This window comes from Streptomyces sp. DI166 (assembly GCF_900091315.1).
GTDB classification, from domain to species: Bacteria; Actinomycetota; Actinomycetes; order Streptomycetales; family Streptomycetaceae; genus Streptomyces; species Streptomyces fuscus.
This window is the reverse complement of record NZ_FLSP01000024.1, coordinates 26,326-48,889: the sequence shown is the minus strand read 5'-3', so window position 1 is coordinate 48,889 and position 22,564 is coordinate 26,326. Positions and strand designations below refer to the sequence as shown.

Here is a 22,564-nt window from a genome sequence, read left to right as displayed (position 1 = left end):
GAAGGCGAGTCCTTCACATGAGCGGGCGGGTCGGCCGGTGCGGATGGGGCATCGGCCGGCCCGTCGTCATGTGCCGGCGTCGGCGCGGAAGGCGTCCAGTCGGCCCAGCGCCCACTGCCGGTAGCTCCCGGCGGGCCGCCCCAGCAGCTCGGCGACGGTCGGGTCCACCTCCGACTTCGCCCCGGCCCGGCCCCGGGACGCGCTCTCGGCGAGCGCCTCGGCGATCGGCGCGGGATAGCGCACGAGCAACCGGCGCCGCGCCTCTTGTTCCGTCAACTCCTCGAAGACCAAAGGGCGTTGGAGCAGATCACCGAGGATCTTCGTCTGCTCCACGGGGCTGATCGCCTCCGGCCCGGTGAGCGGGTAGGCCCGCCCGGCGTGCGCCTCGGGCGCCAGGAGCGTCAGGGCCGCCACCTCCGCGATGTCCCGGGGGTCGACGGTGGCGTTGACAGCGTTGCCGCAGGCGGCCCGTACGACACCCTCCGCGCGGATGGAGATGGCCCAGCCGAGCGTGTTGGACATGAAGGCGCGCGGCCGCAGCGACGTCCACAACAGCCCGGAATCGGCCAGCAGTTGCTCATTGCCGCGCTGCCAGGTCGTGATCAGGTCGGTGGCGCCCGGGTCGGTGACCGCGAGCGCGGACAGCTTCACCACATGGCGGACCCCGCACGCGCGCGCCGCCGCCAGGAAGTGCTCGTCATGGGCGTGCGTGAGCGGGTTGGCGGTGACCAGCAGCGCGGAGGTCACCCCGGTCAGCGCCCGGCGCAGACTCGCCGGATCGTCGAAGTCGCCGCCCACCACCTCCACCCCCGGTCCGGCCAGGTCCGCGGCCCGGTCGGGGCGGCGGGTCAGCAGCCGCAGCGGAGCGGCACCGCGCAGCCGGCGCACGGCGAGCGAGCCGACGGTGCCGGTCGCGCCGGTGAGCAGGATCATGGTTCGGCCCTCCGCATCGGCTCGTCCTCCTCGCCGAGCAGGGCGAGGATGCGCGCACCCCGGTCCGGCGCGGTGTCGAGCCTGCCGATCAGCCCCGGCACCGCGATGCTCGGCAGGACGTGCGCCCACATCACCGACAGCCGGTGGCCGAGATCCGCCCGCCCGGTCAGCGCCCGCGACATCAACTGGATCCCGGCGAACGAGCCGACCAGCAGCTCCACCGTGTCCCGCGGCACCACCGTGGGCAGCAACTCACCCTGCTTGTCGGCCTCTTCGAGCAGTTCCACGACATGGTCCGCCCACTGCCGGAACGGCCCGGAGTGGTCGACACCGGGCGGGGTGGCCTGGTCCACGGTGAGCCGCACACTGCCCTGCAGCAGAGGGTTGTTCAGCAGCCGCCGCCCGTAGACGAAGCTCATGTCCACGATCTCCTGGAGCTTGCAGGGCTGCGGCGGCACCGCGCCGAACGGCACCTGCTCGTCCAGGACGGCCTGGGCGAGGGACTCCTTGGAGGGGAAGTGGAAGTACAGGGCGCCCTTGGTGACTTCGGCCCGCTCCAGCACCATGGAGATCGTCGTCGAGGCGTAGCCGTGCTCGTCGAACACCGCCCCCGCGGCTTCCAGGATCGCTCTGCGCGTCCTGATGGCGCGTTCCTGCTTCGCCATAAGGGCCCCTCCGTTGCGCCGAGTTGACGGGATGGCCATGGTGCGAGGGCCCGGAGGCGCACCCGGTCCTGGTCACCCTGGTCTCATTGAAAACAAACCGGTCGGCTCGTACTCTAGCGCTCACGGCACGGGCACCTCGCCGTCTGTCAACACTGTCGGGGGAGCCAGGGAGAGACATGCCTCAATTGCCGCAACTCGCCGATTTCCCGACGGCGTCCGAGGCGCTCACGGCCACCGTTCCCCGCGAGCTGGTCCACCGCGCGGCCGTCGCCGAGACCCTCCTGACCGGCTGGAGCCGCATCGGGACCGACCGGTTCAGGGTGACCGCGCAGTGGCCGCGAGCCCACCAGTTGCATGTGTCGAGCGACCGTACCGCATACGAGCCGCTGCTCGTCACCGAAACAGTCCGCCAGGGCGGCACCCTGATCGCGCACACCGAGTACGACGTACCGCTGGGCCACCGGTTCGTGCTCCAGGAGCTGCGCGTCAGTACCCGTCCCGAGCACCTCCGGGTGGGCTCCCTGCCCGCCGAACCGGAGGTCGACATCAGCATCCTCGACATCCGCAGGCGGGCCGGGAAGGTCACCGCCTTCGACGTCGAAGCGGCCGTTTTCCTGGAGAACACGCAGGTCGGGAGCGCGTACTTCGCCGCGTCCTGGACCAGCGACCCCGTCTACCGCAGGCTGCGCGGCGGCCGTACGCCGCAGAACGTCACCCCGCTGCCCCTGCCGCCGGGGCTCGCGCCCGAGGCCGTCGGCCGCACGGTCCCCGGCGATGTCGTGCTGGCTCCCGGTGACCGCCGGGACCGCTGGCAGCTGCGAGTGGATACCGCGCATCCCGTTTTTTTCGACCATCCTCTCGACCATGTGCCGGGGATGCTGCTCCTGGAGGCGGCCGGTCAGGCGGCCCGGGTCGCGCACGGCGGGCGGCGCGTCCCGATGTCGTTCCACGCGACCTTCGACCGGTATGCCGAACTGGACCTGCCCACGTGGATAGAGGTGGCGCCCGGCCCCGAGGGGCTGGTCCAAGTCCTCGGTGTGCAAGGGGACTCGGCAGTCTTCGCATGCGGGGTAGGCACGGTCGCGCAGTGAGCTATGGTGTTCGGGGAGCAGAAAACAAACGGCATGACCCGTTCTTTTCCCGGCCCAGGAGAGAGTCGAGCCGATGGCGAGGCAGTTACGCGCAGAACAGACCCGCGCGACGATCATCACCGCTGCCGCTGACCTGTTCGATCGTCGCGGCTACGAGTCGACCAGTCTGAGCGACATCGTCGAACACGCCCAAGTCACCAAGGGCGCCCTGTACTTCCACTTCGCGGCGAAGGAGGACCTCGCCCACGCGATCATGGAGCTGCAGTCCCAGGCGTCCCGTCAGATCGCCTGCGAGATGGAGTCGCGCGGCTACTCCTCCCTGGAGACGCTGATGCGCACCATGTTCGGCATCACCCGGCTGTCGGTGGAGGGCCCGATCCCGCGGGCCGGACTCCGGCTGGCCACCGGGCCGGTCCCGGTGAAGGCGCCGATGCAGCACCCGTTCGCGGAGTGGCTGGACATCGCCACCCGCAAACTCGTCGGCGCGGTCAAGGAGTCGGACCTCCATCCGGACGTCGACATCGACGCGGCGGCCCACTCCCTGGTCTGCTTCTTCGTCGGCACCCGCATCGTCGGCCGCTCCGTCGAGCCGGTCGTCCGCCAGCCCCGCAGGCTCGCCGAGATGTGGCACGTCCTGATCCGCGGCATGGTCCCGGTGCCCCGCCGCCCCCGCTACCTCACCCTCGCCACCCAGCTGGAACGGGAGGTGCGGCTGAGTCAGCGGGAAGCCGTCGGGTGACCGCGATACGGTCGCCGCATGGACGACACCCCGCCCGTGATCCTCGGCGACGCACCCGGCTCCTTCCCGCACACCGTGCTGACCGAGCGGCACCCCGCGATCATCGAGCAGGTGCGCGCGGCGGTCCCGTACGGCCCCGGGCAGCGCGCCGCACTCGACGCGCTGCTGCACGAGTGCACCAAGGGCGTCGTCGAACCGCTCCCCGACGGCGCCCACGACCGGAACCGGTGGCAGGACTGGGGCATCGCCGACCACACGGGCCAACCCTGGACCGACGCCCCCTGGCTGTGGGCGGAGAGCTACTTCTACCGCCGGCTCCTCGAAGCCACCGGCTACTTCACCTCCGGCGCCTGGCAGGGCATCGACCCCTTCCGCCCCGCCAAGCTGGCCGAGCTGGACTCCCCGGAGACGGACGAGGAACTGGCCGCGCTGGACGACCTCGCCGCACTGTCGCCCGACGAGCGGGACCGGGCCCTGCTGCACGGCTCCCTGTGGGGCAACCGCGCCGACCTCGGCTTCCGGCTCTCCACCGCCGACGGTACGAGCCCCTCCGGCACCCCTCCGCTGGTCGCCGACGACAGCGGCGCCCTGTGGTCCCTGCTGCCGCCCGGCCGGACCGCCCCGCTGCTCTGTCTGATCGCCGACAACGCGGGCCGCGAACTCGTCCCCGACCTCCTGCTGATCGCCCATCTCCTCGACCGGGGGCGGGTGGCGCGCGCCGTCCTGCACGTCAAGCCTTACCCGTACTTCGTCTCCGACGCGACCCCCGCCGACGTCCTCGACGCCGTGCGGCGGCTCGGGCAGGCGCCGGGCGCGGCACGGGCGTACGGCGACACCCTGTGGGCGGCGCTCACCGACGGACGGCTCACGATCCGCGCCCACCCCTTCTCCTGCGCGCCCCTGCCCTACGAGGAGATGCCCGACGACCTGCGCGCGGAACTGGCAGGGGCCACGGTCACGATCCTCAAGGGCGACCTCAACTACCGTCGCCTGGTGGGCGACCGCCGCTGGCCCCCGACCACCCCCTTCTCCGACGTCACCGCCTACTTCCCCGGCCCCGTGGCCGCCCTGCGCACCCTCAAGTCCGAGGTGATCACCGGCCTCGACCCGGACACGGTGGCCGCCCTGACCGCCGCGGAGCAGGAGAGCTGGCGCACCAGCGGCAGCCACGCCCTGATCCAGGTGCGTGGCTGAACGCTCACTCCACCTCGACCGGCAGCGACTTGATGCCGTTGATGAAGTTCGACACCAGCCGCACGGGCGGACCGGCGGTGCGCAGGACCGGCAGGGCCCGCAGCGACTCCCGGTACAGCACCCGCAGTTGGAGCCGCGCGAAGTGCGCGCCCAGGCAGACGTGCGGACCGTCGCCGAAGGAGACGTGCGGGTTCGGGGAACGGGTCGGGTCGAGCCGGTCCGGCTCCGCGAACACCCGCTCGTCGCGGTTGGCGGAGGCGTGGAAGACCACGACCTTGTCCCCGGCCCGGATTGGCTGCCCGGCCAGCTCGGTGTCGACGGCGGCGGTCCGGCGGAAGGTCAGCACCGGCGGGTGCCAGCGCAGCAACTCGTCCACCGCCGGGTCCAGTTCGACCTCCTCCGCGCGCAGTCGCGCGTACCACCGCGGGTGCTCGGCCAGCGCCAGCAGACCGCCCGGGGCGGCGGCGCGCACGGTGTCGTTGCCCGCGACCGTGAGCAGGAAGAAGAACATCTCCAGCTCGGGGGCGGTCAGTTCGGCGTCGTGCGCGAGGATGGTCATCACGTCGTCGGCCGGGTACCGCCGCTTGTAGACGGCCAGTTCACCGGCGTAGTCGAACATGTCCCGCAGCATCGCCGGGGAGCGCGGATTGACCGGCCGGCCCGCCGCGTCGCGCACCGTCGGCCCGGACTCGTCGGGATCCTGGTAGCCGATCACCCGCTGCGTCCAGTGCAGCAGCAGTTTGCGGTCGCGTTCCGGGACGCCCAGCAGATCGGCCAGATTGAGCAGGGCGTAGTCGTCGGTGACGGCGGTGACCAGATCGACGGTGCCGTCCTGCTCCCGGGCGGTCTCCAGGGCCTGCGCGAACAGGTGCCGGGCGCGCTTCCCGGCGAGCGCGGTGAACCGGTCGATGCGCTTCGGGGTGAACGCCCGGCTCACCAGGCGGCGTAACCTGCCGTGCTGAGGCGGGTCCTGATTGAGCATCATGCGCCGGATGAACGGCAGGTCCTCCGGATCGGGGTCGCGGATCTGGGTGGCGCCCAGGTGGGAGGAGTACGTCAGCGCGTCCTTCAGCACCCGCACCACGTCCGCGTGCCGGGTCACCGCCCAGAACCCCTGCCCGGCAGGCCAGCCCAGCACCTCGGGCTCCTCCTGCCAGGACACGGGGTAGTGGTCGCGCAGGACGCGGTAGGCGGCGTAGGGCACGCCTTCGGCGTACTGCCGGGGATCGAAGACATCGGGGGCGGACGGGGACGGCCGGACGGTCACGCCTGCTCACCCTCGGCCGCCCAGGACCCGTCCGCGTAGTCCAGGTCGTTCAACTCGTCCAGGTCGTCGGTGTCGTCCCCGTCGTCCGCGTCCAGGAACGCCTCCACCACCTGGATCAGCTCCAGCGGGGACTCGTCCATGGCGTAGTGCCCGGCCCCGGCGAGCTCCCGCACCTCGCCGTACGGGTACCAGCGCCGCCAGGTCTCCCGCAGCAGGCCCGCCGACAGCGCGGGATCGAGCCGCCCCGCCAAGGCCAGGGCGGGCACCCGGGCACCCGCCACCTCGGTGTGGAAGTCCTCCCCGGCCCAGGAGTCCAGCCAGGCCCGGAACGCCTTCGGGTCGCTCACCGCCAGCGAACGGGCCACCATGCGCTCCAGCCAGGCCGCGGGCCGCACCCCGCCCGTGGTGAAGTCGATGATCGCGCGGCGGTTCTCCGGCAGGTGCGCCGCGTCCGCGAACAGCTCCCACTGCTCCGCCGGGAGCGGCAGCCCCGAGGCGGGCACCGGGGAGACCCCCACGATCCGCCGCAGCCGCTCGGGCGCCAGCGCCAGCAGCCGCTGGGCGACCGAGCCGCCCATCGAGTGCCCGACGACCGAGAAACGCTCCCAGCCGAGCCGGTCGGCCAGCTCCAGCAGATCCTGGGCCGCCTCGGCCGTCGTATACGCCCCCGCAGCGTCCTTCGCCTCGCCGTACCCGCGCAGATCGACCAGCGCGTAGGTGAAGGACAGGACGTCGAGGTCCGGCAGGACGCTCGCGTACGCCGACCGGTCCGCGAACCAGCCGTGCACCGCGAACACCTTGTGGGCACCGTCGCCGTGCAGCTCATGGGGGAGCGTGAAGGAGGTCATGCGAACACGGTGGCGCCACCGCCGGGCCTCGGCAAGAGCACCCGGCGCGGCGGACCGTAACCGGAACACCACAGTACGCATGCGGAGTTGGCCGGTTTCCGTCGGTTTCACGCGATGGTGTGATCATGTCCCGGCGTACGGATGCCCGCCCGGGGCCCCGGGTAGTGCCCGGCCATGACGCAGCAGCCCTTCGAACTCCCGCACTTCTACATGCCGTATCCCGCGCGGCTCAACCCGCACGTCGACGAGGCCCGGGCCCACTCGACGGCGTGGGCGCGCGAGATGGGCATGCTGGAGGGCTCCGGGATCTGGGAGCAGTCCGACCTCGAAGCACACGACTACGGCCTGCTCTGCGCCTACACCCATCCCGAGTGCGACGGCCCCGCCCTGTCGCTGATCACCGACTGGTACGTGTGGGTCTTCTTCTTCGACGACCACTTCCTGGACATGTACAAGCGGACCCAGGACCGCGCCGCCGGCAAGGCCCACCTCGACCGGCTCGCCCTGTTCATGCCGATGGACCCGGCCACCGCGATGCCCGAGCCGGAGAACCCGGTGGAGGCCGGACTCGCCGACCTGTGGAAGCGCACCGTCCCGGCCATGTCCGCCGACTGGCGCCGCCGCTTCGCCGTCGCCACCGAGCACCTGCTCAACGAGTCGATGTGGGAGCTGTCCAACATCAACGAGGGGCGGATCGCCAACCCCGTCGAGTACATCGAGATGCGCCGCAAGGTGGGCGGCGCCCCCTGGTCCGCCGGTCTGGTGGAGTACGCGCGGGCCGAGGTGCCCGCCGCCGTCTCCGGCTCCCGGCCGATGCGGGTGCTGATGGAGACCTTCTCCGACGCCGTGCACCTGCGCAACGACCTGTTCTCCTACCAGCGCGAGGTGGAGGACGAGGGCGAACTCAGCAACGGTGTGCTGGTCCTGGAGACCTTCTTCGGCTGCACCACCCAGGAGGCGGCCGACATGGTGAACGACGTCCTCACCTCCCGGCTCCACCAGTTCGAGCACACCGCCCTCACCGAGGTCCCCGCGCTCGCCCTGGAGAAGGGCCTGACCCCGGACGAGATCGCCGCTGTCGCCGCCTACACCCAGGGCCTGCAGGACTGGCAGTCCGGCGGCCACGAATGGCACATGCGCTCCAGCCGGTACATGAACGAACGCGCCCGCACCGACCGGCCCTGGCACGGACTCACCGGCCCCGGCACCTCCGCCGCCGACATCGGCGCCCTGCTCGCCTCGGCCGGCTCCGAACGCCTGCGCGCCCACACCCATGTGCCCTACCAGCAGGTCGGACCGTCCCAGATCCCCGACTTCTACATGCCCTTCCAGGTGGAGCTGTGCCCGCATCTGCCGGGCGCCCGGCAGCGGCTCGTGGAGTGGTCGCACCGCATGGGCATCCTGCAGGAGGGCGTCTGGGACGAGGACCGGCTCGACGCCGCCGATCTCGCCCTGTGCTCGGCGGGCCTGGACCCCGACGCCACCGAGGAGGCCCTCGACCTCAGCGCCCACTGGCTCTGCTGGGGCACCTACGGCGACGACTACTACCCCCTCGTCTTCGGTCACCGCCGCGACCTGGCCGCCGCCAAGCTCACCACCGAGCGGCTGGCCGCCTGTATGCCCGTCGACGGCGGGGAGGTCCCCCTCGTCCCGTCCAACGCCATGGAACGCGCGCTGATCGACCTGTGGACCCGCACGACGGCGAGGATGACGCCCGAACAGCGGCGCACCTTCAAGGACGCGGTCAACTCCATGACCGAGAGCTGGCTGTGGGAGCTGCACAACCAGTTCCTCAACCGCGTCCCGGACCCGGTGGACTACCTGGAGATGCGCCGGTCCACCTTCGGCTCCGACCTCACCATGGCGATGTGCCGCATGGGCCACGGTCCGGCGGTGCCCCCGGAGGTGTACCGCAGCGGCCCGGTGCGCTCCCTGGAGAACGCCGCCATGGACTACGGCTGCCTCATCAACGACGTCTTCTCGTACCAGAAGGAGGTCCAGTACGAGGGCGAGGTGCACAACCTCATCCTCGTCGTGCAGAACTTCTTCGGCTGCGACTACCCCGCCGCGCTCGCCGTCGTGCACGACCTGATGACCCAGCGGATGCAGCAGTTCGAACACGTCGTCGCGCACGAACTGCCCGTGGTGTACGACGACTTCCAGCTCTCCGAGGAAGCACGCGACGCGATGGCCACCTACGTCAGCGATCTGCAGAACTGGATGGCGGGCATCCTGAACTGGCACCGCGAGGTCGACCGCTACAAGCCCGACTACCTGGCCCGCCGCGCCCACGGCTTCCTGCCCGACCGGGCACCGGCGGCGGGGGTGTCGGTGTCCCTGGGCTGAGTGCTCAGGCCGGATCGACGTCCCGGGGGTCCCGGACCCGTTCGGCGGTCTCCTCGGCGAGCTCTCGCAGGCGCTCCAGTCCCTGCCCCGAGAGCCCGCCGAGCATCGCGTCCGCCGCGGCGAGCAGTGCGCCGGCCTCCTCGATGAGACCGGCGTCGGCGAGGGCCCGGGTGAGGGCGTAGTGCTCCTCGACGGTGAACCGGCTGTGGTTGACGCGGTCCCAGTGCGTCAGGGAGTCGTCGCCGGGGTCGGCCAGGATGGCGCGTATCGAGGCCAGCGAGCGCACGGCTCGCGGGAGTTGCCCGTCCTCCCGCTCCAGCCGGGCCTGGTCGCGCAGGGCCGATATCCGGTCCCACGCCGTCTCCTGGAGGGAGGCATACAGACGGCGGGCGCGTAGCGCCTGCCCGAGATCGCCCGCTCGTTCCAACTCGGTGGCCAGCCAGCTGAGCTCGGAGGTGTCCAGGCGGCTCGGATCGTCGGTCCGCCGGAGCCTGCTCTGGTCCAGGAAGATCTCGTCCAGCGCGCGGATCAGCGGGACTCGGGCCAGTTCCGTCATGCCCTGGTCCAGGGCGAGCCCGGTCCACAGGGACAGGGGCTCGTCGTCCGGATCGGAGCCGAACATCCACTCGTCCAGCTCCTCGGCCCAGCGCAGCAGTTCGGCGGCGTCCGCGCCCGGCTCGGGCATCTCGCTGAGCCCGCAGTGCGTGTCGAAGTCGGTCTCACGGACCTCGTGCAGCAGGGGCAGGTCGGCGACGTCCCCGTACCGCCCCACGAGGACGGCGGCGAGCCGGAGTTCGTCCGTCATCGACGACTCCGCCTCCCGGCGCAGCAACTGCCGCAGCCAGTCTCCGTCGCCCTCGGCACGGTCGAACTGCGCGGCCCGCAGGGCGAGTCGGCGCCGTACCGGGTCATCGGCGACCGCGTCCCGGTCGGCGCGGTCGCCCGTGCGCAGCAGGGCCAGATCCGCGCGGCCCTGTGCCAGCACCGGCTCCCACAGGGGCGGGCGCGGATGCGGGTCCAGCAGGTCGTAGGCCCCGCCCTCCTCGTCGTTGAGCAGCACGAAGTCGGGTTCCGTGCGCAGAAGCGCGGAGTGCAGCAGGGCCACCAGCTCCACCGGGGAGCGGTCGGGGAAGCCCAGCGCGGCGCGCAGTTCGGCGCGGGCCGCCTCGAAGCGGTCGTCCTCGCGGAGCGCCTGCGCGGCCCGCGCGAGGATCACCTCCGCGCCGTCCCCAGGCGACAGGTCCACGAAGTCGAACCAGCACGGCAGGCCCAGCACCACCTGGAGCGCCTCGTCGGCAGTGGAGCCGATGATCCCGGCCCGGCCCTCGGAGTCGGCGTAGAGCATCGGGCCGCCCGCGCACACGAAATACGTGCCGCCCGCCCCGTCTCCCGCCACGGCCTCGATCGGCGCGCCCGAGGCCAGGCGGACCGGCTCGCCGTGCTCGGCCCGGCTCAGGTCGAAGTCGAACGGGAACGCGGCCAGGTCGGCCAGGCGTGGGTTCTGGCGCAGGGTGCGCAGCGCGTCGTCGGTCATGTCACAGAACGTAACAGCCCCCACTGACAGTGACCCTGGGCCGTCCACTGTCACCCCCGCCGGCCTGCTGGTCCGGCCCTCGGCCTCACCTCCGGCCGCGCGCCCGTTCCACCGCCGCCCTGGCCCACGCCGAGACCATCCGGTGCGGGCGGGAGCCGTCGCCGGACAGTTCCGGCTGGAAGAGGGAGGCCAGGAAGAAGGGGTGGTCCGGCAGTTCGGCGATGCGGACGTGGCCGTCCTCGTCGTGCCCCGAGAAGCGCAGTCCGTGCGCGGTCAGGGTGTCGAGGTGGCGGGTGGCGCCGTAGGCGCAGAAGTAGCGCTCGACGGTCCGTTCCGCGCCGATCACCGACCGCGCGAGCGAGTCCGGCTCCACGAGCACCGCGCCCTCGTGACCCACCAGCGAGCAGGCCAGCGGCTCGATCAGCGGGTCGGCGGCGTCCGGGTCGTTCTCCGCGTGGGCGGCGCCGGTCAGCCCGCAGACCTCGCGGGCGTACTCCAGCAGCGTGTGCTGGAAGCCGCCGCACGTCCCGAGGAAGGGGATGCCCCCCTCACGTGCGGCGCGGATCGCCCGGAGCACCCCGGCCTCGCTGCGGTACGGGCTGCCCGGTACCACCCACACCGCGTCGAAGCCGTCCACGGCACCGGGCCCGGCGGCGGCCTGCCAGGAGGGGACCCAGTACGCGTCGAGGAGCAGCCGCTCCCGGTCGGCGAGCGCGTCGAGGAGGAGAGGCAGCCGGGTGTGGGACACGACATTGGGGGAGCGGTCGCCGACCAGGGCGACCCGCGCGAGGGGCTCGGTCATGGCGTTCATCCTGGGCGCCGTCGCGAGTTCACGTCCAACGATGATCCCTGCACTTCCGATAAGCAGAGCTGATGTCATCCTGGTCGCCATGGACCCGCACCTGCTGCGCACCTACGTCACCGTCGCCCGCCTCGCCTCCTTCTCCGAGGCCGCCCGCGCACTCGGCTACACCCAGTCGGCGGTGTCCCAGCACATCGCGGCCCTCGAACAGGACCTCGGCGCCCCGCTCCTCACCCGCCGCCCGGTCGCCCCCACGGAGGCGGGCGCCCGCCTCCTGGAGCACGCGGAACCCCTGCTGCTGCGCCTGGACGCGGCCCGCGCGGATGTCGTACGGCTGGCCGCGGCGCCCCCGCGCGGGCTGACGCTCGCCGCCGCGCCCACCGCCCTCGGCCCGGCGGTCCTGGCCGCGCTCCCGGCGGCCGGGGTGACCCTGAAGGTGCTGCCCCGGGACGGCGTCCCGGCGGCCGTCGCCACCGGCACCGCCGACCTGGGCCTCGTCGACGGCCTCGCCGCCCCCAGCGACCCGCTGCGGATGCCGGACGTGGCACCGCTGACCACACGCGGCGCGGGCGAGGAACCGGTCTGCGTGCTGCTGCCCGCGGCCCATCCGCTGGCCCGGCGTCCCGGGCTGAGCCTGCACGACCTCGTCGACGCCCGCTGGCTCGACGCCCCCGGGGCGGGCCCGCCGCTCGACCGGCTCCGCGCGGCGGTCGGCGGCCACGGCTTCCGCCCGGCCCTGCGCTACGAGGGCGCCGACGTACGCGCCCTCACCGCTCTCGCCGCCGCGGGCCACGGCCTGACCCTGCTGCCCCGGTGGGCCGCGACCGGGGTGCCCGGCGCGGTCGCCGTCCCGGTCACCGAGCCCCGGATCGTCCACCGCACGGAGCTGGTGCACGCGGGCGCACTCCGGGGCGCGGCACAGGAGCTGGCGTTCGCACTGACGTCCGGGGAGGGTCCGGACTTCCGCTCCTGAGCGGGCGTCAGTCTCACTCGTTCGTGGCACGTTGTGCGCCGGAGCGCCGGGTAGTCCTCAGCCGGAGCCGGACCGCAGCCCTCAGCCCGAGGCCGACCGCGGTTCTCCGTCCGGAGGCGATCCATGGAACACACCGCGTTGCGCCCCAAGCCGATGCCCGGCCGGGAGCCCGGCGACGGCCCGCGCACGACACCCACCCCGCGACCACGCGCCGCGCGCCGGCGCGGACGCCGGTTCACCACCGCCCTGTTCGCGCTGTTCGTCGGCGCGGTCCTGGTGCTGTCCGGCGTCGGACTCGGCACCGTCGGCGCCACGGTGATCGGGATGAGCAAACTCGCCGAGGCCCAGCAGGCACAGCAGGCGAGCACCCGCGCCCACGCCGCCCCCTCCGCCTCGCTCGGACCCCGGCCCGCCCCGGCCGCGAGCGCCGCCCGCGCGACGCTGGGCGTGGAGGCGGTGGACGCCGAGAAGGCGGGCGCCCGGCTCGTCGGCGTCCACGTCCCGGGCCCCGGCTACGCGGCGGGCCTGGTGCGCGGCGACATCCTCCTCGCCTTCGGCAGGACCCGCGTCGACAGCGCGACCGACCTCGCCCGCGCGGTGGCGAAGGCCCGCCCCGGCAGGGAGGTCACCTTGACGGTGCGCCACGCCAGTGGCGGCTACCAGCAGCTCGTCGTGGTGCCGGGCGTGGTGACCTGACGGGCCGGACGGGCCCGACAACCCCGGGGAAACAACGTCAACCGGCTCGCGCCGCCCTCTCCGTGCGGGCAGGATGCTGCCCGTGGTCACCTTCACCCGTCCAGGGAGGCACGGATGAGCACCCCGACGCCCGCCCCCTTCACCGCCGAGGACTACCGGGCCCGTATGGAGCGCGCCGCGCGGGCCGCCGGTGATGCCGGGCTCGCCGGTCTGCTCGTCGCACCCGGGCCCGACCTGGTGTGGCTCACCGGATACGCGCCCCCGGTCACCGAACGGCTCACCCTGCTCGTCCTCGTCCCCGGCCGCGACCCCGAGCTGGTGGTGCCCGCCCTGGAGGCCCCGGACGCCGCCAAGGCGCCCTGCGGGCCCGCGCTGGCCCTGCGGGACTGGACCGACGGCAAGGACCCCTACGCCGTCGCCGCCGCCCTGCTGGACCCCGGCGGCCGGTTCGGGATCAGCGACAACGCCTGGGCCATGCATCTGCTCGGCCTCACCCACACCTTGCCCGGCTCCTCCTACGCCTCCCTCACCGAGGCGCTGCCGATGCTCCGCGCGGTGAAGGACGCCGCGGAACTGGAGCGCCTCGCGGCCGCGGGCGCGGCGGCGGACGCCACGTACGAGGAGATCCGGCGGCTGCCCTTCGCCGGGCGCAGGGAGTCCGAGGTCGCCGCCGACCTGGCCCGGCTGCTGCGCGAGCACGGGCACTCCCAGGTCGACTTCACCATCGTCGCCTCCGGCCCGAACGGCGCCGACCCGCACCACGAGGCGGACGAGCGGGTCATCGAGCGCGGCGACACGGTCGTCCTCGACTTCGGCGGCCTGCTCGGCGGCTACGGCTCCGACACCTCCCGCACCGTCCACGTCGGCGAGCCCACCGAGGAGGAGCGCCGGGTCCACGACATCGTGCGCGAGGCCCAGGAGGCGGGCTTCCGCGCGGTACGGCCCGGCGTGGCCTGCCAGGAGATCGACCGGGCCGCCCGCGCGGTCATCGAGGACGCCGGGTACGGCGAGTACTTCATTCACCGCACCGGGCACGGCATCGGCGTCACCACGCACGAGCCGCCGTACATGGTCGAGGGCGAGGAACAGCCCCTGGTGCCCGGCATGTGCTTCTCCGTGGAGCCCGGCATCTATCTGCCCGGCCGCTTCGGGGTCCGTATCGAGGACATCGTCACGGTCACCGAGGACGGGGGGAGGCGCCTGAACAACACCACCCGGGAGATGGCCATAGTGGACTGAGGAGGACAATTGCAGCGGTTCCGGCCCCTCCTCCGGGCGCCGGCTTCAGTGACAACGGCTTCAGCAACACCGGCTCTAGTGACAACGGCGCGACCATGACCCAGGCACCGACACCCACCGCGGACACGGTCCGCAGACTGGTCCGTTCCCTGCTCAAGGACGGCGCGGACGACACCGCGGGACCCGAGGTCCGGCCCGTCGCGCCCGGCGACGAGGCCGTCACCTGGTGGGTCGGCGCCCGCCATGTGCTGCGCCTCGCCCCCGACCGGGACGGCACCGTCCGCCAGCGCCGCGAGATGCGCCTGCGCGACCTGGTCCGGCCGCACCTGCCGGTCGCGGTGCCCACCAGCGTCGCGCACGGCGAGTGGGCGCCCGGTCTCGCCTACACCCTGGACACCAAGCTGCCCGGCGGCTCGGCCGAGGTGCACGACGTGTCCGCCGTCGGAGAGGCCGACCTCGCGGGACTGCTCACGGGGCTGCGCGAGGTGTCCGTACGGCAGGCCGAGGCGATCGGCGTGCCGCGCACCGGCCCGCGCTCCCTGGAGGCGCTGCGCCGGGCCGCCGAACGCGCCGCCGCCCGCCTCGCCGAGGCCGACGAGTTCGACCCGGCCCGGCTGCACCAGCTCACCCCGCCGGCCGCGGTGCAGCTCGCCGCCCAGCCCGGCACCGCCGTCCTCGTCCACCACGGGCTGACCGGCGAGCACCTCGTGGTGAGCGCCGACGGACGGGTGCGCGGGGTCCTCGGCTGGACCGACGCGGTGGTCGGCGACCCCGCCGAGGACATCGCCGGTCTCGCCCGCGCGGTCGGCTCCCCGGCCGCCGTGCGCGCCGCCACCCTGGCGGGCTACGGCGCCCGCCCGTGTCTGCGCGGCCTGTGGCTGGCCCGCTGCGACACCGTGATCCATCTCGCCGAGGCCCTCGACAGGCCCGGCCGCACCCCCCTGCCGGAGCTGCGCCGGCGGCTCGAACTGGCCTGGGAGGCGATCCTGCTGGAGCGGGTCACGGAACTCCGCGAGGACGACGACCCGGACGAGGGCCCCTGAGGCTCATCGGGCTCTTCCTTCGTGGATACCCCCGGCTTCAGCCGGGGGAGGAAACGAAGCTCCTGCGGAGCAGGGCAGGGAAAGCCGGTTCGCCGCCAGGGCGGACCGGCGTCCTCCGACCACCGGCCAACAGCCGCCTCTCACACGGAAGCTGATTCAATGTGAGGAATGACGCAGCAGGTCAAGCGGGCTTTCAAGTACCGCATTTACCCAACGGACGAGCAGGCAGCGGAGCTGTCGCGCACGTTCGGCTGCGTCCGCCTCGTCTACAACAAGGCGCTGGAGGAGCGCACGCGCGCTTGGTACGGCGAGCAGCGCCGGATCTCCTACGTGCAGTCCTCGGCCGCGCTGACGGAGTGGAAGAAGACCGAAGATCTCGCCTTCCTGACGGAGGTGTCCTCGGTCCCGCTCCAGCAGGCGCTGCGCCATCTTCAGACGGCGTTCGGGAACTTCTTCGCCAAGCGGGCGAAGTACCCCCGGTTCAAGTCGCGGAAGAAGTCCCGCGCGTCGGCCGAGTACACCCGCTCCGCGTTCAAGTGGCGCGACGGGGAGCTGACCCTGGCGAAGATGACGGAGCCGCTGGACATCCGCTGGTCGCGTCCGCTCCCCGAAGGTGCGGTGCCCACCACGGCGACCGTGTCGCGTGATGCGGCCGGCCGCTGGTTCGTCTCCCTGCTCTGCGAGGACACCATTACCCCCGCGCCTGCCACCACGGCGGCGGTCGGCATCGACGCCGGGATCACCTCCCTGGTGACCCTGTCCACCGGAGAGAAGATCGCCAACCCCCGGCACGAGCGGCGGGATCGCGCCCGCCTCGCCCGCGCGCAGCGGGAGCTGTCGCGGAAGGCGAAGGGCTCGGCGAACCGCGAGAAGGCCCGACGCAGGGTCGCCAGGGTCCATGCCCGGATCGCCGACCGGCGCCGCGACTTCCTGCACAAGCTGTCCACTCGGCTCGTCCGTGAGAACCAAACGGTCGTGATCGAGGACCTGACCGTCCGCAACCTGCTGAAGAACGGCCGCCTCGCGCGCGCCATCTCGGACGCGACCTGGACGGACCTGCGCTCCATGCTGGAGTACAAGTGCGCCTGGTACGGGCGCGAACTCGTCGTGACCGACCGCTGGTTCCCGTCCAGCAAGCTGTGCGGGGCCTGTGGCACGGTCGCGGCGAGGATGCCGCTGAACGTCCGCGAGTGGACGTGCGACTGCGGCGTGGTGCATGACCGCGATGTGAACGCGGCACGCAACATCCTGGCCGCCGGGCTGGCGGCGTCTGCTTGTGGAGACGGTGTAAGACCTCACCGGGAGTCCTCCCGGACGGGGCGGTCGTCGGTGAAGCAGGAAACCCAGCGGGCGACCGCTGGAATCCCCCGCCTTTAGGCCGGGGAGGAAGTCAATCCTGGAGCAGCACCACACCCGACTCCCCGGGCAGGTGCAGCACGCCGTCCTGCCCCGGCACCTCCACCGGCTCCCACGCGGCCAGCACGCGCGCGTGCCGGGGCCCCAGCGGGATCTGCGCGGGGTCCTTGCCGAGGTTGACGGCCACCCGGACGTCACCGCGCCGGAACGCCAGCCAGCGGTGCCGCTCGTCGAAGGCGACCTTGGTGTCGGCGAGGTCGGGGTCGGTCAGATCGGGCTGCTCGTGGCGCAGGGCGATCAGACGCCGGTACCAGTCGAGCACGCGCGCGTGGGGCTCGCGTTCCGGCTCCGACCAGTCCAGGCAGGAGCGGTCCCGGGTCGCCGGGTCCTGCGGGTCGGGCACGTCCTCCTCGGCCCAGCCGTGCGCGGCGAACTCCCGGCGCCTGCCCCGCCGTACCGCCTCCGCCAGCTCGGGGTCGGTGTGGTCGGTGAAGAACTGCCAGGGCGTGCCCGCCGCCCACTCCTCGCCCATGAACAGCATCGGCGTGAAGGGCGCCGTCAGGACCAGCGTCGCCGCGCAGGCCAGCAGGCCGGGGGAGAGGGCGGCGGAGAGCCGGTCGCCCTGGGCGCGGTTGCCGACCTGGTCGTGGGTCTGGCTGTAGCCCAGCAGCCGGTGCCCGGCCACCCGGGAGCGGTCCAGCGGCCGCCCGTGGTGCCTGCCCCGAAAGCTGGAGTACGTGCCGTCGTGGAAGTAGCCGCCGGTGAGCGTCTTGGCGACGGCGGCCAGCGGGGCGCGCCCGAAGTCGGCGTAGTAGCCCTGGGACTCGCCGGTCAGCGCGGTGTGCAGGGCGTGGTGGAAGTCGTCGTTCCACTGGGCCTGGAGCCCGAGTCCGCCCTCCGCGCGCGGGGTGATGATCCGCGGGTCGTTCAGGTCCGACTCGGCGATCAGGAACAGCGGGCGGCCCGTTTCGGCGGCGAGGGCGTCCACCGCGGCCGACAGCTCCTCCAGGAAGTGGCACGCGCGCGTGTCACGCAGTGCGTGCACCGCGTCCAGCCGGAGCCCGTCGATCCGGTAGTCCCGCAGCCAGGCCAGCGCGCTGCCGGCGAGGTAGGCGCGCACCTCGTCGGAGCCGGGCGCGTCCAGGTTGACGGCGGCGCCCCACGGCGTGTGGTGGGTCTCGGTGAAGTACGGCCCGAAGGCGGGCAGGTAGTTGCCGGACGGGCCGAGGTGGTTGTGCACGACGTCCAGCACGACCCCGAGCCCGAGTTCGTGCGCCCGGTCGACGAAGCGCTTCAGCGCCGCGGGCCCGCCGTACGGCTCGTGCACCGCCCACAGCGAGACCCCCTCGTACCCCCACCCGTGCCGGCCGGGAAAGGGACACACCGGCATCAACTCGACGTGCGTGACGCCCATTTCGACCAGGTGCCGGAGTCGCTCGGCGGCCGCGTCCAGCGTCCCCTCGCGGGTGTACGTGCCCACGTGCAGCTCGTACAGGACCGCCCCCGGCAGCGGGCGGCCCGCCCAGTCGGCGCGCCAGGTGTACGCGCCGTGGTCCACGACCGCGCTGAGCCCGTCGGGGCCGTCCGGCTGGCGGCGCGAGCGCGGGTCGGGCAGGACGGGTCCGTCGTCCAGCGCGAACCCGTACCGGGTGCCGTCCTCGGCCTCCGCCTCCCCCTGCCACCAGCCCTCCCGCTCCGGATCGCGCTCCAACGCGCGCGTGGCGTCCCCGTGATGGAGCGTGACACGGTCGGCCTGCGGTGCCCACACCTCGAACTGCACGGACGGTTCCCCTTCGTCTGCTCACCGTGATGTAGCCCGTCCATGGTGCTTCAAACGAGATCAATCCGCGTCGGCATCAGCCCTTTTGCCGCAGGTGTCGCCGGATGTACGCACCTGGCTACGGTTTCCTCGATTTCTGGACACCCCGCCCCCGCTGACCGACAATCACCAGCGTGACGTCGTCCTTCGAGTTCAACACGTACCCCGCGCGGCTCTCCGACGCGGAGCGCGACCATGCGCTGAAGGTGCTGCGGGACGGCGTCGCCATGGGCCGGCTCTCGCACGACACGTTCATCCGGCGCATGGAACTGGCCCTCGCCGCCCGCCGCTCCGACGAGCTGGCCGCCCTCACCGCCGACCTCCCCCAGGAGAGCCGGCTGTCCCGGCTGGTGTTCGGCACCGTCGAGGCCGTCTCCGGGTTCGGCGTACGGCTGCGCAGCGCCTGGCGGGCCGAGCGGCTGCCGAAGCTGCTGCTGCCGCACCCCGGCAGTGACCGTGCGCTGCGGATCGGCCGGGACCCCGCCAACGGACTGCGGCTGACCCACGAGACGGTCTCCCGGGTGCACGCCGAGCTGTCCCGGCAGGGCGGCATGTGGGTGCTGCGGGACCTCGGTTCGACCAACGGCACGACGGTCAACGGCCGCCGGGTCATCGGCGCCGCCGTGGTCCGCGAGGGGGACCAGGTGGGCTTCGGGCAGATGGCGTTCCGGCTCTCCGCGAACTGAGCGGACCGGGCCCTCCACTAAGCCGCACCTTAGCTCTGGCCTGGGCTTTACCGGGCGAGGTGGATGACTGCCTTTACATGCGCGGGTGTTGACGTACACCCGCTCTTCGTGACTGACTGTGCTTACCCCGTGTACATCAAGTGAACCGACGGCACCGGCTCGCGGAGGTGCGCCCTGTTGCCACTTCTCCGCTACCCGACCGTCGACGAACTCGGCGCCCGGGCGGCCGCACTCGTCACCCGCCACCCCTCGCAGGCCCGGCTCCGGCGCGCCGGGACCTCCCGCGCGGGCAACCCCCTCTGGCTCCTCTCCGTGGGCCACGGCAGCCGCCAGGCCCTCGTCGTCGCGGGCCCGCACGCCAACGAACCCGTCGGCGGCGCCACCGCCCTCCGGCTCGCCGAGCGCGTCCTGGCCGACCCGCGCCGCCAGCAGGACGCCACCTGGAACCTGCTGCTCTGCCTCGACCCCGACGGACTGCGCCGCAACGAGGGCTGGCTGCAAGGCCCGTACACCCTCGGCCGCTACTTCCGGAACTTCTTCCGCCCCGGCTTCCTGGAACAGCCCGAATGGCTCCCGGACGGCGCCGACCACGCCGCGCTGCCCGAGACCCGCACCCTGCTCGCCCTCCAGGACGAACTGCGCCCCTTCCTGCAGTGCTCCCTGCACGGCGTCGACGTCGGCGGCGGCTTCGTCGAACTCACCCACGAACTGCCGGGCTTCCCGCGCCGCCTCGCGCACACCGCGGCCCGCCTCGGCATCCCACGCGAGTTCGGCCCCTACGACACCCTGTACTGGCCGCGGATCGGCCCCGCCGTCTACCGCATCCCGCCGCCGCGCCGCGGCGACCTCGCCGCCGCCATCACCGAGGCGGCCGTGGAGTCCACCTGGTACCACCCCTACCGGTACGGCACCGTGACGGCCGTCGTGGAGGCGCCCATGTGGGGCGTGGCCGCCGTGGAGGACGACACCGTCCCGGCCGACGCGGCCGCCGTCCTGCGCACCGTCAGCCGCGCCCTGCGCCAGGACTCCCGCCTGCTGGCCCGGCTCCTCGCCCGCACCCGCCACCGGCTGCCCGCCACTGCCGACACGGAGCGGCTGCTCGCCCCGGTGGACGACTATTTACTGGTCTGCCCCGGACTCGCCGACGCCTGGGACCCCGACATCGTCACCGTCGACGCCCAGCCGCTGCCCGCCCTCAGCACCGCCCACCTCGCCACCCTGCGCATCGCCGGGCGGCGGCTCGCGCTGCGCACCGCCGGACTGCTGCACCAGCTCGTCTCCCGCGCGGGCAGCGACCCGGCCGGGGTCCTGCCGGAACTGGACCGGCTCATCGACCTGTGGTGCGCCGACTACCGAGACGGCTGCGGGGCGCGCTGGATCCCGGTGGCGCGCCAGGTCGAGTACCAGTCCCGTGTGGTGCTCGCCGCCTTCGACCTCGCCGCGCGGCACGCGGGCGCGTGTTCCCGTTCGGGTGAGCCGGGGTGGGGATCCGAGGCCGCGGTGCCGATGCACCGGGAATGACACACTCCACGACCGTGCGGGCGGGACGGGCCGGCGCCCTGCTGGCATCCGCCGCGCTCCTCACCCTCGCGACCGCCCCGGTACGGGCCGCCGAGCCCGCGGACCTGCCCGGCAACTGGCTCCGCCTCAGCCTCACCACCGGCGACTCCGCGTCCAGCGACACCCGCGGCACCCTCCTGATGTGCGACCCGCCGCAGGGCCATCGGCACGCGGCCGAGGCGTGCGGACAACTGGCCTCCGTCAAGGGCGACATCGCCGCGATGAGGCCCCTGAACGCCGTCTGCCCGATGATCTACGCCCCGGTGACAGCCAGGGCGACCGGCCAGTGGGACGGCCGCGCGGTCTCCTACGAGCACACCTTCGCCAACACCTGCCAGCTGCAGGCCACTACGGGATCGGTGTTCGCCCTGGACAGCGACCAGCTCGACGAGACCGACGAGACGCTGCCGGGCCTGGCGGACTGAGCACCGCCCGCCGGGCGGCGGCGCACGCGCGCGTGGCTCACATCGCCCTGTCACGCGCGTGCAGCGCCGCCGCCACCACCGTCCGGGACTGGTGCTCGACCTGGTGCTCCAAGGGCACCCAGCGGGCCCGGAAACGGCGCTCGAAGGAGCTGCTCCAGGTCGCCACCAGGCGTTCCAGGCGTGGGGCCGCGCGGTCGCCCCTCTGCTGGAGCACCCGGAGCAGCATCGCCGCCGAGCGCAGCGGCAGGCGGCGGCCGAAGGCGTCCACGCTGCCGATGTACGCGCGTGTGGTGTCCGCCGGGGGCGTGTGGGCCCAGTCCGCCGCCAGCCCCGGGACCAGCTCCAGCGCCCAGCGCACGGCCCGCAGCAGAGGGCCCTCGACGCCCTCCAGACGGGGCAGGGACTCCGTGAGGACACGCTCCACCTGGCACGCGTCCCGGATCAGGCGGTCCGCGAGCCGCAGCAGGGCCGCCGCGGGCGCCGGGTGCGGTGCGGGGTCGTCGACCAGGTCGCTCGCCCACATCGGGACCTCCACGACCGCCGTCAGACCCCCGTAGCGGTGGACGTGGTGCCAGGTGCTGTGGCGGGCGTCGTCCGGCATGCTCGGGTAGGCGGCCTCCACCCCCGGTGCCGGCATCACATGCACACCGGGGCCGGACGCGGGCCAGCCCGCGGCGTCCGAGGCGCCGGTCTCCACCGGGATGTTCAGCTCCGCCGCCGACTTGGCGAACGGCTCGGCGAGCCCCGGCACGTCCTTGGTCAACTGCACCCAGCTGCCGCCCAGATCGGTTCCGTGCAGGCTGGCCTGGAGGTAGGGCCGCACCTCGTCGATGACCCCCGTGAGGGCGACCGTCTCGGGCGGCAGCCGGTCCGGCGGGAGCACCGCGGGCGACCACTCGGGCTGCTCCGGGCCCGCGGGCCGGAAGAACCCCAGGTGGTAGTCGAACAGACTGCGCGGCGCCGGAGTGACGTGCAGGCTGGTGCCGTCGGGATCGGCGCACAGCAGGAAGTGCCAGGAGGTGTCGGCCCGCAACGCCCGCTCGTGCACGACCCGTTCGGCCAGCGCGAGCAGGGTGGGGCCGCCGGTCTGCTCATTGGCGTGGGCGCCCGCGACCACCAGCACGGCGGGCCGGGCGCGGCCCACGGACAGCAGGTGCAGCGGACGGCCCGCCCGCGACACACCCACCTGCCGCAGGGTGCACAGGCCCGGCCGGGCCGCCGCCAACGCGCGGGCCGCCGAGACGACTTCGGTCACCGTGGGGTAGCGCAGCTCCGGCAGGAGACTCACCCCCGTCACATCCGCCAGCTTCGCAAACCGCAGTACCCCACGGCCGGGTTGAAGTGTCAA

The 22,564-nt window shown here is 73.1% G+C and carries 20 protein-coding genes; 12 read left to right on the top strand and 8 right to left on the bottom strand.

Features of this window, described 5'->3' with window-relative positions; translation table 11 throughout:
• Positions 1–66: 66 nt before the first annotated feature.
• Together GA0115233_RS14425 and GA0115233_RS14420 are read right to left on the bottom strand one after the other, a co-directional pair.
• The gene (locus GA0115233_RS14425; protein WP_093720594.1) at positions 67–933 is read right to left on the bottom strand and encodes an SDR family oxidoreductase; all 867 of its coding nucleotides are present in this window, start codon (positions 931–933) and stop codon (positions 67–69) included.
• Positions 930–1,598 (bottom strand): ScbR family autoregulator-binding transcription factor, encoded by a 669-nt coding sequence (locus GA0115233_RS14420; RefSeq protein WP_093720593.1) that lies wholly within the window; start codon positions 1,596–1,598, stop codon positions 930–932. The genes GA0115233_RS14425 and GA0115233_RS14420 overlap by 4 nt, the downstream gene beginning before the upstream one ends.
• Positions 1,599–1,774: 176 nt before the next feature.
• Between GA0115233_RS14420 and GA0115233_RS14415 the strand changes: the two genes are divergently transcribed.
• The 3 genes from GA0115233_RS14415 to GA0115233_RS14405 all read left to right on the top strand — a co-directional run bounded on the left by GA0115233_RS14415 (position 1,775) and on the right by GA0115233_RS14405 (position 4,622).
• Positions 1,775–2,689, top strand: a complete 915-nt coding sequence (locus GA0115233_RS14415; RefSeq protein WP_093720592.1) for a ScbA/BarX family gamma-butyrolactone biosynthesis protein — start codon at positions 1,775–1,777, stop codon at positions 2,687–2,689.
• A gap of 73 nt (positions 2,690–2,762) precedes the next feature.
• The gene (locus GA0115233_RS14410) at positions 2,763–3,428 is read left to right on the top strand and encodes a ScbR family autoregulator-binding transcription factor (RefSeq protein WP_093720591.1); all 666 of its coding nucleotides are present in this window, start codon (positions 2,763–2,765) and stop codon (positions 3,426–3,428) included.
• An 18-nt stretch (positions 3,429–3,446) separates the two neighbouring features.
• A complete protein-coding gene (locus tag GA0115233_RS14405; protein ID WP_093720590.1) occupies positions 3,447–4,622 on the top strand; it encodes a damage-control phosphatase ARMT1 family protein in 1,176 nt (391 codons plus the stop codon).
• Between the two features lie 4 nt (positions 4,623–4,626).
• Here GA0115233_RS14405 and GA0115233_RS14400 read toward each other — a convergent pair whose 3' ends face one another.
• Positions 4,627–5,889 (bottom strand): cytochrome P450, encoded by a 1,263-nt coding sequence (locus tag GA0115233_RS14400; RefSeq protein WP_093720589.1) that lies wholly within the window; start codon positions 5,887–5,889, stop codon positions 4,627–4,629.
• A complete protein-coding gene (locus tag GA0115233_RS14395) occupies positions 5,886–6,737 on the bottom strand; it encodes an alpha/beta fold hydrolase (RefSeq protein ID WP_255310183.1) in 852 nt (283 codons plus the stop codon). The genes GA0115233_RS14400 and GA0115233_RS14395 overlap by 4 nt, the downstream gene beginning before the upstream one ends.
• 174 nt (positions 6,738–6,911) lie before the next feature.
• On the opposite strand from GA0115233_RS14395, the gene cyc2 reads away from it, so the two are divergent.
• The gene (cyc2, locus tag GA0115233_RS14390; RefSeq protein ID WP_093720588.1) at positions 6,912–9,083 is read left to right on the top strand and encodes a germacradienol/geosmin synthase Cyc2; all 2,172 of its coding nucleotides are present in this window, start codon (positions 6,912–6,914) and stop codon (positions 9,081–9,083) included.
• Between the two features lie 4 nt (positions 9,084–9,087).
• Here the strand turns inward: cyc2 and GA0115233_RS14385 are convergent, their stop codons facing one another.
• Positions 9,088–10,617: a hypothetical protein gene (locus tag GA0115233_RS14385; protein WP_093720587.1), complete on the bottom strand. Its 1,530-nt coding sequence runs from the start codon at positions 10,615–10,617 to the stop codon at positions 9,088–9,090.
• Positions 10,618–10,702: 85 nt separating this feature from the next.
• Positions 10,703–11,419, bottom strand: coding sequence for a CTP synthase C-terminal region-related (seleno)protein (locus GA0115233_RS14380; RefSeq protein ID WP_093720586.1), 717 nt, complete (start codon positions 11,417–11,419; stop codon positions 10,703–10,705).
• Between the two features lie 88 nt (positions 11,420–11,507).
• On the opposite strand from GA0115233_RS14380, the gene GA0115233_RS14375 reads away from it, so the two are divergent.
• From GA0115233_RS14375 to GA0115233_RS14355, 5 genes are all read left to right on the top strand, one after another.
• Positions 11,508–12,392 carry a LysR family transcriptional regulator gene (locus tag GA0115233_RS14375; RefSeq protein WP_093720585.1) on the top strand — a complete coding sequence of 295 codons (885 nt, stop codon included), beginning with the start codon at positions 11,508–11,510 and terminating at the stop codon, positions 12,390–12,392.
• Between the two features lie 123 nt (positions 12,393–12,515).
• A complete protein-coding gene (locus GA0115233_RS14370) occupies positions 12,516–13,088 on the top strand; it encodes a PDZ domain-containing protein (RefSeq protein ID WP_093720584.1) in 573 nt (190 codons plus the stop codon).
• Between the two features lie 114 nt (positions 13,089–13,202).
• Positions 13,203–14,327: an aminopeptidase P family protein gene (locus GA0115233_RS14365; RefSeq protein WP_093720583.1), complete on the top strand. Its 1,125-nt coding sequence runs from the start codon at positions 13,203–13,205 to the stop codon at positions 14,325–14,327.
• Positions 14,328–14,422: 95 nt separating this feature from the next.
• Positions 14,423–15,370: an aminoglycoside phosphotransferase family protein gene (locus tag GA0115233_RS14360; RefSeq protein WP_093720582.1), complete on the top strand. Its 948-nt coding sequence runs from the start codon at positions 14,423–14,425 to the stop codon at positions 15,368–15,370.
• Positions 15,371–15,538: 168 nt separating this feature from the next.
• Positions 15,539–16,747 carry an RNA-guided endonuclease InsQ/TnpB family protein gene (locus GA0115233_RS14355; RefSeq protein ID WP_093720581.1) on the top strand — a complete coding sequence of 403 codons (1,209 nt, stop codon included), beginning with the start codon at positions 15,539–15,541 and terminating at the stop codon, positions 16,745–16,747.
• Between the two features lie 13 nt (positions 16,748–16,760).
• On the opposite strand, the gene treZ is transcribed toward GA0115233_RS14355, so the two are convergent.
• Positions 16,761–18,506 carry a malto-oligosyltrehalose trehalohydrolase gene (gene treZ, locus GA0115233_RS14350; RefSeq protein ID WP_093720580.1) on the bottom strand — a complete coding sequence of 582 codons (1,746 nt, stop codon included), beginning with the start codon at positions 18,504–18,506 and terminating at the stop codon, positions 16,761–16,763.
• Positions 18,507–18,679: 173 nt separating this feature from the next.
• On the opposite strand from treZ, the gene GA0115233_RS14345 reads away from it, so the two are divergent.
• From GA0115233_RS14345 to GA0115233_RS14335, 3 genes are all read left to right on the top strand, one after another.
• Positions 18,680–19,231 carry a DUF1707 and FHA domain-containing protein gene (locus tag GA0115233_RS14345; RefSeq protein ID WP_093720579.1) on the top strand — a complete coding sequence of 184 codons (552 nt, stop codon included), beginning with the start codon at positions 18,680–18,682 and terminating at the stop codon, positions 19,229–19,231.
• Positions 19,232–19,408: 177 nt separating this feature from the next.
• Positions 19,409–20,752, top strand: a complete 1,344-nt coding sequence (locus tag GA0115233_RS14340; protein ID WP_255310182.1) for a M14 family zinc carboxypeptidase — start codon at positions 19,409–19,411, stop codon at positions 20,750–20,752.
• Entirely contained in the window at positions 20,749–21,216 is a 468-nt protein-coding gene (locus tag GA0115233_RS14335; protein WP_093720577.1) for an SSI family serine proteinase inhibitor, read from the top strand. Before GA0115233_RS14340 ends, GA0115233_RS14335 begins: the two co-directional genes overlap by 4 nt.
• A gap of 37 nt (positions 21,217–21,253) precedes the next feature.
• Here GA0115233_RS14335 and GA0115233_RS14330 read toward each other — a convergent pair whose 3' ends face one another.
• A complete protein-coding gene (locus GA0115233_RS14330; protein ID WP_093720576.1) occupies positions 21,254–22,504 on the bottom strand; it encodes a M14 family zinc carboxypeptidase in 1,251 nt (416 codons plus the stop codon).
• Between the last annotated feature and the right edge of the window lie 60 nt (positions 22,505–22,564).

Excerpts from the sequence above, each read along its gene's own strand:
- GA0115233_RS14385 (WP_093720587.1), bottom strand. The coding sequence starts at position 10,617 with ATGACCGACGACGCGCTGCGCACCCTGCGCCAGAACCCACGCCTGGCC.
- GA0115233_RS14335 (WP_093720577.1), top strand. The coding sequence starts at position 20,749 with ATGACACACTCCACGACCGTGCGGGCGGGACGGGCCGGCGCCCTGCTG.
- GA0115233_RS14395 (WP_255310183.1), bottom strand. The coding sequence starts at position 6,737 with ATGACCTCCTTCACGCTCCCCCATGAGCTGCACGGCGACGGTGCCCAC.
- GA0115233_RS14410 (WP_093720591.1), top strand. The coding sequence starts at position 2,763 with ATGGCGAGGCAGTTACGCGCAGAACAGACCCGCGCGACGATCATCACC.
- GA0115233_RS14405 (WP_093720590.1), top strand. The coding sequence starts at position 3,447 with ATGGACGACACCCCGCCCGTGATCCTCGGCGACGCACCCGGCTCCTTC.
- GA0115233_RS14360 (WP_093720582.1), top strand. The coding sequence starts at position 14,423 with ATGACCCAGGCACCGACACCCACCGCGGACACGGTCCGCAGACTGGTC.
- GA0115233_RS14420 (WP_093720593.1), bottom strand. The coding sequence starts at position 1,598 with ATGGCGAAGCAGGAACGCGCCATCAGGACGCGCAGAGCGATCCTGGAA.
- GA0115233_RS14365 (WP_093720583.1), top strand. The coding sequence starts at position 13,203 with ATGAGCACCCCGACGCCCGCCCCCTTCACCGCCGAGGACTACCGGGCC.
- GA0115233_RS14375 (WP_093720585.1), top strand. The coding sequence starts at position 11,508 with ATGGACCCGCACCTGCTGCGCACCTACGTCACCGTCGCCCGCCTCGCC.
- GA0115233_RS14370 (WP_093720584.1), top strand. The coding sequence starts at position 12,516 with ATGGAACACACCGCGTTGCGCCCCAAGCCGATGCCCGGCCGGGAGCCC.
- GA0115233_RS14355 (WP_093720581.1), top strand. The coding sequence starts at position 15,539 with ATGACGCAGCAGGTCAAGCGGGCTTTCAAGTACCGCATTTACCCAACG.
- cyc2 (WP_093720588.1), top strand. The coding sequence starts at position 6,912 with ATGACGCAGCAGCCCTTCGAACTCCCGCACTTCTACATGCCGTATCCC.
- GA0115233_RS14425 (WP_093720594.1), bottom strand. The coding sequence starts at position 933 with ATGATCCTGCTCACCGGCGCGACCGGCACCGTCGGCTCGCTCGCCGTG.
- GA0115233_RS14415 (WP_093720592.1), top strand. The coding sequence starts at position 1,775 with ATGCCTCAATTGCCGCAACTCGCCGATTTCCCGACGGCGTCCGAGGCG.
- GA0115233_RS14380 (WP_093720586.1), bottom strand. The coding sequence starts at position 11,419 with ATGACCGAGCCCCTCGCGCGGGTCGCCCTGGTCGGCGACCGCTCCCCC.